General features: G+C 60.6%; 10 protein-coding genes. 5 read left to right on the top strand and 5 right to left on the bottom strand.

The window, feature by feature from the left end; translation table 11 throughout:
• The first annotated feature begins 4 nt into the window (after positions 1–4).
• Positions 5–1,000, top strand: coding sequence for a KpsF/GutQ family sugar-phosphate isomerase (locus AB4072_RS16615; protein ID WP_441969760.1), 996 nt, complete (start codon positions 5–7; stop codon positions 998–1,000).
• A 73-nt stretch (positions 1,001–1,073) separates the two neighbouring features.
• Here AB4072_RS16615 and hemH read toward each other — a convergent pair whose 3' ends face one another.
• Positions 1,074–2,138, bottom strand: coding sequence for a ferrochelatase (hemH, locus tag AB4072_RS16620; protein WP_441969762.1), 1,065 nt, complete (start codon positions 2,136–2,138; stop codon positions 1,074–1,076).
• Positions 2,139–2,413: 275 nt separating this feature from the next.
• On the bottom strand, positions 2,414–4,639 hold the full coding sequence (locus AB4072_RS16625; protein ID WP_441969764.1) for an HWE histidine kinase domain-containing protein: 2,226 nt from the start codon (positions 4,637–4,639) through the stop codon (positions 2,414–2,416).
• A gap of 390 nt (positions 4,640–5,029) precedes the next feature.
• Here AB4072_RS16625 and ung point away from each other — a divergent pair, with 390 nt between their 5' ends.
• Positions 5,030–5,734, top strand: a complete 705-nt coding sequence (gene ung, locus AB4072_RS16630; protein WP_441969766.1) for a uracil-DNA glycosylase — start codon at positions 5,030–5,032, stop codon at positions 5,732–5,734.
• Between the two features lie 57 nt (positions 5,735–5,791).
• Here the strand turns inward: ung and AB4072_RS16635 are convergent, their stop codons facing one another.
• The gene (locus tag AB4072_RS16635) at positions 5,792–9,292 is read right to left on the bottom strand and encodes an indolepyruvate ferredoxin oxidoreductase family protein (protein WP_441969768.1); all 3,501 of its coding nucleotides are present in this window, start codon (positions 9,290–9,292) and stop codon (positions 5,792–5,794) included.
• A 213-nt stretch (positions 9,293–9,505) separates the two neighbouring features.
• Between AB4072_RS16635 and AB4072_RS16640 the strand changes: the two genes are divergently transcribed.
• The 3 genes from AB4072_RS16640 to AB4072_RS16650 all read left to right on the top strand — a co-directional run bounded on the left by AB4072_RS16640 (position 9,506) and on the right by AB4072_RS16650 (position 11,488).
• The gene (locus tag AB4072_RS16640; protein WP_441969770.1) at positions 9,506–10,150 is read left to right on the top strand and encodes a DUF1007 family protein; all 645 of its coding nucleotides are present in this window, start codon (positions 9,506–9,508) and stop codon (positions 10,148–10,150) included.
• Entirely contained in the window at positions 10,141–11,169 is a 1,029-nt protein-coding gene (locus AB4072_RS16645) for a nickel/cobalt transporter (protein WP_441969771.1), read from the top strand. The genes AB4072_RS16640 and AB4072_RS16645 overlap by 10 nt, the downstream gene beginning before the upstream one ends.
• A gap of 130 nt (positions 11,170–11,299) precedes the next feature.
• On the top strand, positions 11,300–11,488 hold the full coding sequence (locus tag AB4072_RS16650; RefSeq protein WP_441969826.1) for a hypothetical protein: 189 nt from the start codon (positions 11,300–11,302) through the stop codon (positions 11,486–11,488).
• 98 nt (positions 11,489–11,586) lie between these two features.
• Here the strand turns inward: AB4072_RS16650 and AB4072_RS16655 are convergent, their stop codons facing one another.
• Together AB4072_RS16655 and AB4072_RS16660 are read right to left on the bottom strand one after the other, a co-directional pair.
• On the bottom strand, positions 11,587–11,955 hold the full coding sequence (locus AB4072_RS16655; RefSeq protein WP_441969773.1) for a DUF1850 domain-containing protein: 369 nt from the start codon (positions 11,953–11,955) through the stop codon (positions 11,587–11,589).
• Positions 11,952–14,243 (bottom strand): TRAP transporter permease, encoded by a 2,292-nt coding sequence (locus AB4072_RS16660; RefSeq protein WP_441969775.1) that lies wholly within the window; start codon positions 14,241–14,243, stop codon positions 11,952–11,954. Before AB4072_RS16660 ends, AB4072_RS16655 begins: the two co-directional genes overlap by 4 nt.
• Between the last annotated feature and the right edge of the window lie 32 nt (positions 14,244–14,275).

The following is a 14,275-nucleotide window of genomic DNA, read 5'->3' on the forward strand; positions in this document are numbered from 1 at the left end:
GCGCATGGCTTCCTTGACCGCAACAAAGACTTCTTCCGAGCCGGCCGTCGCATCGGCCCTGCGCACCCTTGAGACCGAGCGGGACGGCCTGACCGTCCTGATGGCGGCCATCGGAGACGGGCTCGGGGAGGTTTTCACGCAAGCCGTCGACCTCATCGCTTCGGCGCAAGGCCGTGTGATCATCAGCGGCATGGGCAAATCCGGCCATGTCGCCCGCAAGATCGCGGCGACCCTCGCCTCCACAGGAACGCCGGCCTATTACGTCCACCCGGCGGAAGCGAGCCATGGCGATCTCGGCATGGTGCGCAAGGAGGACGTGATCGTCGCCCTCTCCTGGTCTGGAGAGACGACCGAATTGGCCGATCTCATCGGTTACGCGAAACGCTTCCGGGTGCCGCTGATCGCCCTCACCTCCGGGGCCAACTCGACCCTGGGCGATGCCGCCGATCTGTGCCTCGCTCTGCCCAGGGCGAAGGAAGCCTGCCCGAACGGGCTTGCCCCGACCACCTCGACCACGATGCAATTGGCGATGGGCGATGCTCTGGCCGTCGCTCTTTTGGAAAAGCGCGGCTTCACGGCCGAGCATTTCCGCGTCTATCACCCCGGCGGAAAGCTGGGCGCGCAGCTGAAACTGGTTCGTGACGTGATGCACCGGGGCGAGCGTTTGCCCATCGTCGGCATCGATGCACGAATGGACGAGGCGATTGCCGAAATCGGAGCTAAAGGCTTCGGATCCGTCATCGTGACCAATGCCGACGGTACGCTCGCAGGCATCGTCACCGATGGGGATTTGCGGCGCAATCTCAGGCCCGATCTCACAACCTTGCCCGTCACCGCCATCATGACGCGGACCCCGCGCACCATCGCACCCGGCGAGCTTCTCGTGACCGCACTCGAAGTTCAGGAGACGGCGAAGATTACCGCCCTCGTCGTCATCGAGAACCACCGGCCCGTCGGCCTCGTGCACTATCTCGATCTGTTGCGCGAAGGCGTGGCGTAGCTTTTTCCATAGGGATTGTCGTTCTTCCAGATGGCGAATCTCGTCGGAAGATCAGCGCCATTTCAAGCGCAACCTAGAGCCAGCCCTGTAGCTCCCTCTCGACGATGTGGCGGATTACGCGCATCCCGTCCTCACTGTCGTTGAGACACGGCAGGTAAGCGAATTGCTCACCACCGTGATGCATGAAGATCTCGCGATTTTCCACATCGAGCTCTTCCAGGGTTTCGAGACAATCGGCCGAGAAGCCCGGCGCGACGATCGCCAAGCGCTTCACGCCTCTCTCGGCAAGAGCCTCCACCGTCTTGTCGGTATAAGGCTGAAGCCATTCGTCGGGCCCGAAGCGCGATTGGAAGCTCATGAGAAAGCGATCCGCCGACCAACCGAAGGCTTCGCGCATGAGACGCCACGTCTTCACGCAGTGGCAATAATAAGGGTCACCCTTCAGGAGGTATTCCTTCGGCACCCCGTGAAACGAGACGAGGATGATTTCGGGCTCGAACGACAGCTTCGCCAGATTGCGTTTCATGGAGGAGACCACGGAGTCGATATAGACCGGATCATCGTGATAGGGCGGCGACACGCGCACACTCGGCTGCCAGCGCATATCCATGAGAGCGCGGAAGGCGTGATCGCAGACCGTGGCAGAGGTCGCGGCCGCATATTGCGGGTAGAGCGGCACGAGCAGAATGCGGTCGCAACCCTGGTCGAGAAGGGCCCGGATACGCAGGCGAATTTCGGGCTTGCCGTAGCGCATGGCCCAATCGACGACGACGCGGTCTCCGGCGATCTTGCCGAGATGACGGGTCAGATCTTCAGCCTGGGCGCGAGTGATGGTCTTCAGCGGCCCCTCGTTGCGCTCCTTGTTCCAGATCGTCTCATAATCCTTGCCTTTCCGTCCCGGACGGGTGGTGAGAATAATGAGATTGAGGATCGGCCACCACAGAAGCCGGGGCGTTTCGATGACGCGCCTGTCGGAGAGAAATTCCTTGAGATAGCGCCGCATCGACCAGTAATCGGTGGCCTCGGGCGTCCCGAGATTAAGGAGCAGAACCCCGATTCGCCCGACCTTCATCGAAGGATGATCGGTCGGCTTGGCATCCGGCGCGTTCATCTGAACTGGATCGATCCGCTCATTCATTCAAGAAAGCTCCCCGCACCACGCGGCCGAAAGTGCGGTCGCGCAGCGTTGCTATAACAAGTCTTTGTTTTGAAACGCTCTTTATGGAACGGTTTCCCACGTTCGAGCACTAGAGTTTGATCGTTTCAGATTGAAACAGGATCAAACTCTCGATTCTTTTAAGCTCGCATGATCCGGGCGAACAGCCGGTTTCCACTTGTTCTGATCATGCTCTAGATAGGCGTTTCTGCGGAAAGCGCCAACAGGCCGAAAGGTCACTGCCGAGGAAATTTCTCTCAGTGGACGGAACCGAGCGGCTCGCTCTTCTTCAAAAGAGCATCGATGGTGACATGCAGGCCACCTGGGTCGTAATTCGTTTCCACATGGGCATTCAATTGCGTCGTCAGGACCCTGTGCAACAGGCGTGAGCCGAAACCCTGCCGTTTGGGACGCGAGACCTTGGGGCCGCCCGTTTCGCGCCATTCGAGCCGAAGACGCTCACCCTCGATATCGGGATCAGTCGTCCAGTTGACCGCAACACGGCCCGTGCTCACCGAAAGTGCCCCATATTTAGCGGCATTGGTGGTCAACTCATGGATCGCCATGCCAATCGGGACAGCGGCATCCGACGGCAATTCGACGGGTGTCCCCTCAATCAGAACGCGCGCGCCCGTGTCGTCGTTGTAGGGGCTCAACTCCTTTTCCATCAGCTCGCGCAAAGAGGCCGTCTGCCAGAGCGCTTCGGTAAGAAGCGAATGCGTATTGGCAAGCGAGATGATACGCCCGACGAACGCTTGATAGAACTCGTCCACATTGGACGTCGCGCGAGCAGTTGCTCCGACAACCGCCTGCACCGTCGCGAGGGTGTTCTTGACGCGATGATGCAGTTCGCGAATGAGCAGCGATTGCTGCGCCTGAGCGTGCTTGCGTTCATTGATTTCGTGCTGAGCGGCCCGATAGAGATGACCGTTGTCGAGAGCGATTGCTGCCTGACCCGCGAGACCGACCATCAAACGCTCCGTGCGCTCGGTGAATACACCGGCTTTTCCGTGCCCGAACAAAAGCGCACCGTGAACTTCTCCCGTGCGGGAAACAACCGGAACCGCAAGATAACTACGCACCGGCCGCCCCCAATCGGGCGTCCCCGTGTAGGGTGCGTTGGGTCCAAAGCGTGAATCGAAGGTGATGTCGTCGGAGCGCACCACTTTTTCACGCGAAAAGCGTGGTTCGAAAACCTTGGCGCTATAACCCGCAGACGCGGCGTTGAAGGCCCCTCGCGATGCCCCTGCGAGGGCATAGAGCGTAAAGCATTCCGGCGGATCGTTCTCACCCCGGTAGAAAAACGAGCCGAACTGTGCGCCGGTCAATTCGACGCCGGCATCGATCACCTTCTGGACGATGCGCTCGATGTCGAGTTCGGCGGCAAGAGACGAAACTGTCCGATTGAGGATTTCGAGAGCTGTTGTTTCCGCCTGCAATTCACTCGTTCGCAATGCCACGTCCTGCTCCAGGAGGGCCGCGTTCTGCGCTTGCTCGCGGAATTGCTGCGAGGCAAAGGCGGTAAGGGCAATGAGCGCGAGCAGCGCGACCAGGGCAAACACCCCATACAAGCGTGTCTGCGCGACCCACGGCGCCCAATATGCTTGGCGTGGCGCGCTCACCTGAACATACAGGGGAAAGACGCCAACCTTATGGTAGGACCCGATACGTTCTTCGCCGGCGGCCTTATAGACAAAGGTGCCGAAGCGCGGATTCCGCGCTGCGGCATTCGCAAATCCGTCCTTCTCGAGCGGCATGAAGGAAATGCCGTCAGCGGGCGGTGGAAACTGTGCGAGAACGGCGGTATCGGAGGCGCGAAACAAGGTGACCTGGCCACCTTTCGGCAATCGAAGCTCGCTCCAATGCGTGTTGAAATAGGCGAGCGACGCCGTCACCGACATGATGCCGCGAAACGAACCGTCGGGAAACTCGAGCCGACGACTTGCGAGGAATGTCGGACGTCGCGTGACACTGCCGATGATGGGCGCACCGACGAAAAGACCGGTCGAGGGATTTTTCTGGGCAATGAAGATGTCGCGCTCGACGGCACTGGAAAACGGCGCTGGGAACTCCGCCGTCGTCATGCGAAGGAGGCCATCGGAATCGTTGAGCCAGATATCCTCGATATAGGGCAACGTGCCCTTGATCGCGCGCACCTCGTCCCACAAAGCATGAGAGGATCCGATCGTATTCCAGTTCTGTTCTTCGATCAGGGTCGCGGTTTTTTGTAACGCGAGATCCGACACCTCGAAGAGGCGGGATGCGTGGTCCGCGAGGAAGAAGGCATTGCTTCGTGTGTTGTCCTCAATCTGCTGCAGCAGACGATCCCGTTGTTCCCACGCGATATAGCCGAAAGTGATGGCAATAAAGGCGACGCCGAACAGGCCCATGATCAAAGCGATCCGGCCTCGCGTCAGCGAGCGTCTCCGCTGCTTTTGCGAGAGGGTGGATTTGAACGCGCGCGTGGAGGGCTGGAATTGCAATGTCGCTCTGGTTCTCCGGATTGCGGGTCACTGGCACACAGTAATGGTTCAGACCAGAACCACAAGGCGGCCAAACAGCACCCTAACGTGGCCGTTGACGAGCGGTTCCGTCAATTCGTGCCCCTTTTGTTCGATCGGATCCAGGGCAAAATCCCCTATCAAACTAAAAGCCCCCCGCCTTTCGACAAGACGGGGGGCCGGAGTGGAACTTGGATGAGCTCGGAATAGACGACCCGCGCAGAACGCCGCGGTCTTCGACCTTGGGCACATACTCGATCACCTGGTGCACCAAGAGCTGGCTCGCCGCAGCATCGCCTATCTGCTGTGCAAGCTGCCGGGAGACCTGATACGGGTGGGGTCCAAGGCACTTTTTACAAAGAAAGAGAATCGATGAGAGGACCCATCGAGCAGGCTCTTGCCGACTTTCGGGGCAAGCCCCAGGCGCTTGGATGGCAAGAACTGCCCTTTTTCTCAGGACATGCCGCCGATGCCGTGGCGCGACGGGTCGACGAGCGTATGGCGGCGGGCGCTCAAGTCCTTCCGCCCGCCGGCGATATCTTCAATGCGCTCGTCACGACGCCGCTCGATCAGGTGAAGGTCATCATTCTCGGCCAGGACCCCTACCCGACGCCGGGAGACGCTCACGGGCTCGCCTTCTCCTATCATGGTAAACGCCGCCTGCCCGCCTCGCTGAAAACCATTCTTGCCGAAATGGCTGAAGAGACCGGCGCTCCCATGCCACGATCCGGGGATCTGACGCCCTGGGCGAGACAAGGCGTTCTTCTCCTCAACACCGCTCTGACGGTGGAGGCAGGCAAGGCAGGAGCGCATCTCAAATTCGGCTGGTCGGCGCTCACTGACGACGCTGTCGGCACCATTTCCCGCGAGCGCCCCGCCGTCGTGTTCCTGCTCTGGGGCGGCCCGGCGCGAAAACGCGCCGAACTCATCGACAGGACGAAGCATCTCGTCATCGAATGTGGCCACCCCTCCCCGCTCAATAGGCTGCGCGACTTCCGGGGTTCAAAACCTTTCAGTCGAGCGAATGATTGGCTGGCGGAAAAGGGAATGACGCCCATCGATTGGCGATTGGACTAGGAGCCCTCCACCGTCATTCCGGGGCCGCGGCAGCGGAACCCGGAATGACAGATTTCGCTACTCCGCGGCAATCGCCATCGGCGGCTCGTTGGAGCGCCATTTTGCCAGAAGCGCCGCCTCCTCCGCCTTCGCGTTTTTCAGGTTCCGCTCCTTGATGTGACCATAGCCCCGTATTTTCTGCGGGATGTTGGCGATTTCAATGGCGAGGGCATGCTTCTCGGGGGTGAGGTGCGCGACCAAATCATCGATCAAAGCTTCGAAATCGCCGATCAACTGCCGCTCGGTCCTACGCTCGTGAGTGTAACCGAAGACATCGAGCGGCGTTCCGCGTAGAATTTTGAACCGCGCCAGGATCTTGAACGCCGTCATCATGCGCGGTCCGAAGCTCATCTTGCGCGGCACCCCGGTCACCGGGTCCTTACGGGTGAAGACCGGCGGCGCGAGATGGAATTCGTAACGCAGATTGTCACCTTCGAAGGTCGAGGACACGAGGCGTTCGAAATGCCCATCGGTATAGAGGCGCGCCACCTCATATTCATCCTTGTAGGCCATGAGCTTGAAGAGCGAGCGCGCCACCGCATCGGTGAGCGCGGTCGAGGACACAAGCATCGCGGTTTCCGCCGCGCGCACGCGCTCCACGGCTTTGCGATAGCGCCTTCCATAGGAACGGCTCTGATAGCTTTCGAGGAAACTCACGCGACGTTCAATAGCCTCGTCGAGCGTGCTCGAGACCGTGAGTTCGTCTGTCGGCGCTTTCAGATCGGTCATGATCTGCGCCACGATCTCCGGCTCCGCCGCAGCGCGGCGGCCCCAATTGAAGGCGGCCAGATTCATTTTCACCGCTTCGCCATTGAGTTCGATAGCCTTCTCGATGGAAGCTGCCGTCAGCGGCACGTGTCCGGTCTGATAGGCGTAGCCCAGCATGAACATGTTGGCCGCAATCGCATTACCGAGGATCTTGGTGGCAATGGCGGTCGCGTCGACGAAAGCCACGTCATCAGGCCCCGCCGACGTCGCGATAGCGCGTTTGAGGCGCTCGGCAGGCAGCGAGAAGTCGGCATTGCGCGTGAACTCGCCCGGCATCACTTCCGCGGTATTGACCACAAGAGCCGTCTGGCCCTTCTGCACGGACGCCAGCACCTTCTTGGTGCCGGTCACGACGAGATCGCAGCCGAGCACCAGATGCGCCGCACCGGCAGCGACCCGAATGGCGTGGATGTCGTCTTGATGATTGGCGAGGCGCACGTGGCTGTAGACCGCGCCGCCCTTCTGCGCGAGACCCGCCATGTCGATCATCCCGAGGCCCTTGCCTTCGAGATGCGCCGCCATGCCGAGGATCGCACCGATGGTGACGACGCCCGTACCACCGATACCTGTCACGATGACGTTGAAGGTGAGATCGATGGGCGGAAGAACCGGATCGGGCAAGGGCCTCAGGTTGATGCCGTCGGTCACTCCCGTTGCCGGCAACGCCTTCTTCATCTTGGCGCCGTGCACCGTGACGAAGGACGGACAGAAGCCATTGACGCAGGAGAAATCCTTATTGCAGTTCGATTGATCGATCTGACGCTTGCGACCGAACTCCGTTTCGACCGGCTGCACGGCAACGCAGTTCGATTGCACGGAGCAATCGCCACACGCCTCGCAGACGAGATCGTTGATGATCACGCGTTTGTCGGGATCGGGATAAGCACCGCGCTTGCGGCGGCGGCGCTTTTCGGCGGCGCAGGTCTGATCGTAGATCATCACCGTCACGCCGGGGATCGTGGCGAGTTCGCGCTGCACCGCGTCGAGATCGTCGCGATGATGAATCGTCATGCCGGACGGCCATTGAATGGTCTTGGGATATTTGTCCGGCTCGTCGGTGACGAGGGCGATGCGCTCGACGCCTTCGTCGCGCACCTGTCGCGCGATCATGTCGACCGTCAATCCGCCCTCATGCGGCTGACCGCCGGTCATGGCGACTGCGTCGTTGAACAGGATCTTGTAGGTCATGTTGGTCTTGGTATCGACAGCCCATCGCAGCGCCAGCACGCCCGAATGATTGTAGGTACCGTCACCGAGATTCTGGAAGACGTGATCGCGCTTGGAGAACGGCGCTTCGCCGACCCAGTTCGCGCCCTCGCCGCCCATCTGCGTGAAGCCTTCCGTCGCGCGGTCCATCCACTGCACCATGTAGTGGCAGCCTATGCCCGCATAGGCGCGCATGCCTTCAGGCACTTTCGTCGATGTGTTGTGCGGACAGCCCGAGCAGAAATGCGGCGTGCGCGTCGCGATGTCGGTGGTCGCGGCGAGAACGGCCTGCGCTTCCTTCAGGCGCGCGACACGACCGGCGAGATCGTCGTTGCGGTGATACTTCAACAATCGTTCGCCGATGACGATGGCGATGTCGTTCGGATCGAGCGCCCCTTTGACCGGGAACAGCCAATTGCCGCTCTCATCCTTCTTTCCGATGCAGACCGGCTGGTTCGCGGAGCCGTAAAGCTCCTCGCGCACCTGCACTTCGATGAGCGAGCGCTTTTCCTCGACGACGATGATCATGTCGAGGCCTTCCGCGAAGGCGAGCAATTCGCGCTGCGAGATCGGCCAGGGACAGGCGACCTTGTACAGCCGCAGGCCCATGTCGTTGGCCTTCACCTCGTCTAGGCCGAGTTCGTCCATGGCCTGCCGCACATCGAGATAAGATTTTCCGACGGTAATCACGCCGATCTTCGGCGTGCGTCCGCCCGAGAGAATGATGCGGTTGAGATTGTTGGCGCGCACGAACGCCATCATCGCATCGCGCTTGTAATCCTGAAGCCGGGCCTCCTGCTCCAGCACGCCGTCATGATTGCGGATGTTGAGGCCGCCCGGCGGCATGATGAAGTCATCAGGCATGATGATCTTCACGCGATCCAACGAGCCGTCGACTGAGGCCGTCGATTCAATGTTTTCCTTCACGCATTTGAACGCGACCCACGTGCCGCAGAAGCGGCTCATGGCATAACCGTAGAGCCCGTAATCGAGAATCTCTTGAACGCCCGCGGGGTTCAGGATCGGGATCATCACATCGAGGAAGTGGAATTCGGATTGGTGGGCGACGGTGGAAGATTCCGCCGTGTGATCATCGCCCATGAGGGCCAATACGCCACCGTGTTGGGATGTTCCGGCCATGTTGGCGTGGCGGAAGACATCGCCCGAGCGGTCGACGCCAGGGCCCTTGCCGTACCACATGCCGAACACGCCATCGTATTTGCCGTCGCCGTGGAGTTCGGCCTGCTGCGTGCCCCAGACAGCGGTCGCCGCCAGTTCCTCGTTGAGACCGGGCTGGAAGACGATCTGTTCATCTTTCAACCAATGTTTCGCTCGCCAGAGGTTGAGATCGAGTCCGGCGATGGGGGAGCCGCGATATCCGGAAACGAAGCCGGCAGTATTGAGCCCGGCGAGCCTGTCCCGCTCCCGCTGCATCAACAACAATCGAACGATGGCCTGCGTGCCGGTGACAAAAACGCGATCCTTCGTGAGGTCGTATTTATCGTCGAGCGATACGTCCCGGAGAGCGATATGACCTGCGGCCATTGCCCGTTTCCTCCTGTGATCCCCTCAGAAACAGCCGGTGTTCCGGTCTTTTTTGTTCTGTTCTATTTAAGTCAGTAATGCTGACATATAGAGACAGGCCCGTCAATCAAGTGCCTCCCTTTCGCCGCGTTTCGCTTGCAAGCCTCGCTGAGTTGAGGTCCAAGCCTGACTGGCAACGCTCTCTCGGCAAGCCTCACCATTGGGGACAAACGCATGAACCGTCGCAATGGTCTCAAAGCCGTCCTGATCGCGGCCTTGAGTGTTTTCTCCCTTCCAGCCGTCGCGCATCCCCATGTCTGGATCACAGCCAGAGCGGAAGTGGTGTTCGTGGACGGCAAGGCGACCGGCATCCGCCATTCCTGGGCTTTCGATGAAGCCTACTCAGCCTATGTTACGCAGGGCCTCGACAAGAACAACGACGGTAAAATCACGCCCGACGAGTTGCAGGACCTCGCCAAGGAAAACACCGAATCGCTGGTGGATTTCGATTATTTCACGGTGATGAAGGCGAACGGGAGGAAGCAGGCTTTCGATGCTCCGCGTGACCCTGCGATGGTTTTTGAAGGCGGCAAAGTCCTCCTGACGTTTTTCTTGCCGCTGAAGACCCCCATTCCGGGAGGAGGCGCAGTCGCGCTCGATATCAACGATCCGTCCTTTTTCGTCACCTTCGAGCTCGCCAATACACGCGATGCCATCAAGATGGTGGGCGCCCCTCAGGGTTGCTCGATCACCGTGACGCGGGCCAAGGGGTTCGACATGGCCGACCAGCAGGCCATGTCGGAGGACATGTTCACCAATCCGGCGAACGCCAATTTCGGCGCGCAATATTCCAACAAGGCGATCCTCGCATGTCCGTAACAGCTGAACCGCTTGGCGTTGTTCAAACTGTGAGAGGCCGCTTCTGGCAGCGCGTCGTCCTCGCAGTCGCCGCGACAGCCTTCATCGCTGGTATCGTCGCGCTTTTCGTATGGTGGCTCGCCCCGGCAGCGCCACCTCCGGTCAAGAACCCGTTCGGAGTCGGCGTGCGCGAGGCTGCTCCGTCAGGTGCCCTCGGCAGCTATATTTTGTCCATCCAGGCTGGTTTCTACAAAAGCCTTCAGGCCTCCGTGCGCGAGTTGAAGGAGAACGGCGCTGCGCTCTGGTCGCTCCTTTTGGTCGGCTTCGCCTATGGCGTATTTCACGCGGCAGGCCCCGGCCACGGCAAGGCGGTGATTTCCGCCTATCTGATCGCCGATCAGAAAGCGCTGCGCAAAGGCTTCACCTTGAGCCTCGCCGCCGCGCTGATCCAGGCGCTTGTCGCCATTCTGATCGTTTCCATCGTGGCGCTCATCCTGAAGGCAACCGCCGCAACGATGAACGCCCTCACGGCGCAGGTCGAAATGGCGAGCTTTGCTGTCGTCGCCCTGATGGGCGGGCTGATCACATGGCGGAAGGCAGGCAAGGTGCTTGGCGTCGTGGCACTCGCCCGCAATCCCCTTGCCACGGCCCAGGAGGAGTCTTGCGACCACGTCCACCTGCCCCCACCGGAATCCTTCGACCGTTTGACGAAATGGCGGGAAATGGCCGGGGTCTCCTTGGCAGCGGGCATACGCCCCTGCGCGGGGGCACTCATCGTCCTCGTCTTCGCATTGTCGCAGGGGGTTTTTGCCGCCGGTATCGCTTCAACCTTCGCCATGGCCCTCGGCACCGCTTTGACGACGGGCGCCATCGCGGCTCTCGCAGTTTTTGCGAAATCCCTTGCACTGAAAGTGGCCGGCGGACGCGGCGTCACCGGGGCACTTACGATGGCCGGGATCGAGCTTCTGGCTGCCGCCTTTGTGCTGGTTCTGGGCCTGAGCCTTCTGTTCGGATTCATGAGTTCCGCTATCGCAAGCTGAGCGTCTTAACCTCGGAACTTGCGTGGAAGGCAGGGTTTGGGGTAGTTCCTCACCTCACGAAAAGGGAGTCTCGACCTTGTCCAAGCCGACCCGCACCAACTGGCGCAATGTGTTGACCGTCGTGAGCATCATGATCCTGATCGGCACGGAGGTCTTCGGCGTCGCCCTCTCCGGCGGCTGGGCGCTCGCGGGCCTGTTCGATCTCGGGCCTATCGTCGGCTACGTCCTGATGGGCCTTTTCAGCCTGGTCGCGCTCTATGCTCTCGTGGCCCTGTGGCGCCACTGCGTCACCATCGAGCCCCTGACCGAGCGCGCCTAGAGTTTGATCGGTTCAGATTGAAACAGGATCAAACTCTCGATTCTTTCGATACGCATGATCCGGGCGAACAACCGGGTTCCACTTGTTCTGATCATGCTCTAAGGCGCGTCGCAAGCTTTCATGACAACCGGATCGGCATCGGCCGGAACATAGTCGGACATGGGATGGCATTGCCCGGCAATGCACACACGCCAATCCGCCGTCGCGCCCGAGCGCCGTAGGACGACCTCCCGCTGAGGCGGCACTTTAGGTTGCCAGGACCAGACCCCTCTTTTGAACCGCGCCTCCGGGGGCGGCTCCATTCCTGCTCCGGAACCGCGCACGCGCGCCTCGACGAGTTCAAGGCCGGCCGGGCCTTGCCTCCAATCCTCCTCCCAGAGAACTTTCTCGACGGAATGCGTCCAGGCGAGAGTCATGGCGCCCGCCATCAGCGGCATGAGTTTGGAGCCTGCCAAAAGGCAGATCATCGGCTCTCCGCGACCGGCGAAGCCTGCCGTGTGCGCCACAGGTGAAAGCCGATGAAACCCACCGATAGGACGAAACCGATTTCGTCGGTAACCGGCAGTGCCAGGACGAGCAGGGCCGCCGCACCCGCTGCCCAAAGGCGCTCCCACCACGCAAGCGCCGCGCGGAAATAACCGACGGCCGCAACGCCCCACAACCCGAGCGCAAGGCAGGCCTTGATCACGATATAGGCGACGGCGAACCAATAAGCCCCGCCCTGAAGACCGGGAACCGGTTGCAGCATCAGGGCCGGATCGTACACCGCCATGTAAGGCACGATGAATCCCGGTAGCGCTATCTTGACCGCCTGAACGCCGATCTTGAGTCCCGATTCCTTCGCCATCGGCGCGGCTGCAAAAGCGGCGAGCGCCACCGGCGGCGTCAGGTCCGCCATGATGCCGAAATAGAACACGAACATGTGCGAGACGATAAGCGGGACATCGAGTTTGAGCAGGATAGGCGCCGCCAGCGACGAGGTGATGATGTAGTTCGGGATGGTCGGGATGCCCATGCCGAGGATTAGGCTGAATACCATGGTCAGGACGAGGGCGAGGAAAAGATTGTCCTTGCCGATGGAGATCATCCAGTTCCCGACGATAGTGCCGAGCCCGGTCAGCGTCATGGTCCCGATCACGATGCCGACCACCGCGCAGGCAAGGCCGACTGGCAGTGCCTGACGCGCGCCATCGGCCAGTGCGTCGACGCAATCCTTCAACGTCGTGCGCCCACGCCCCGAGAAAACGTTCCACACCGAGAGGATGGCGACGACGACGATGACGAGCGTCACGCTCGCCGCGAGCGACGCCGCCGAAATCAAGGCAAGTCCGATCCAGAAGGCGACCCGCAAAGCCGGCATGGCGAGACCCGCGACAATGGCGGTGCCGAGGATCAGGGCAACGGTGAGAGAGAGACCGACCGCACCGGCGAAAAGCGGCGTGTAGCCCGCGAACAACAGACAGACCAGAACCGCGAGCGGCGTGATCAGGAACCAGTTCTTCTTCAGCTCCGTCCAGGCCTTCGGCAATTGATCTTTCGACAAGCCATGTAGATTGAGTTTCCCCGCCTCGAGGTGCACGGCGAGATAGCACGCGACGAAATAGAGAATAGCCGGGATGATCGCCGCCTCGACGATTTTCGCATAAGGCACGTCGATGGTCTCCGCCATGATGAAGGCAACTGCGCCCATGACCGGAGGCATGATCTGTCCGCCCATGGACGACGTTGCTTCGACACCTCCGGCGAACGCGGAGGAAAATCCGAAGCGCTTCATCAATGGAATCGTGAACTGGCCCGATGCGACGACATTGGCGACGCCCGAACCGGAGACGGTGCCCATCAACGCGGAGGACGCCACACAGACTTTGCCGGGGCCGCCCTGCTTGTCGCCGAACACCGCCATCGAGATGTCGTTGAAGAAATCGATGACGCCAGCCTTTTCCATGAAGGCGCCGAACAGGATGAACAGAAAGATGTAGGTCGCCGAAACCAACGTCGGCACCGCGTAGATGCCCTCCGTGCCGAACGACATATGTTCGATGACCTGATCGAGCGAATAGCCGCGATGATCGAGCGGGGCGGGCAACAGATGCCCGAGAAGGCAATAGGCCAGAAACAGCCCGGCGACGATGGGAAGCGCCGCGCCCATGACCCGGAAGACGAGATAAATCAGAATGACGAGAGCGGCGATGCCGGTCACGAGATCGGACGATGTCAATTCGCCCGCACGACTTACGAGATCATTATAGAGCGCCCATTGATAAAGCCCGACGGCAAAGCCCGCGAGACCTATTCCCCAACCCAGAAACCGCGTCACCGATGTCGTTGCGCGGTGGTTCCCGATCATCGCTCCGGCGACGAGACAGAGGAAACCCACATGCAGCGCGCGCACCACCTGGCTCGGCAGGCTACCGCCGAATTTAACGATCAGGCCAAAGGCGACAACGACCGCGACCCACGCCATGACGCCGTTCATGATCGCAGCACCGCGCACACGCTGCAGAATGAGCCATCCGGCCCACGTGACGAGTGCAACCGCGAGAATGTGGATCGTGGTCACAATGCCAAGCAAAGGGCTATCCAAAGGGATACCGAAGGACGTCACGACCTGGAAGATCGAGAACGAAACCGCGATCCAGAACAGCACCCGACCAAGCAGACCTTCGCCGAAATTCTCCGGCAATCCATGCTCAGGATTTTCCGCGGGCGGCGCTTCCATTTCAGCGACTTCCGACGTTTTCACATTCCCGCTCATGGCTCACTCCCGGTGAATTGTTTTTCTTCGTC

The sequence above is a fragment of the Microvirga sp. 2MCAF38 genome (genome assembly GCF_052115485.1).
Lineage (GTDB): Bacteria > Pseudomonadota > Alphaproteobacteria > Rhizobiales > Beijerinckiaceae > Microvirga.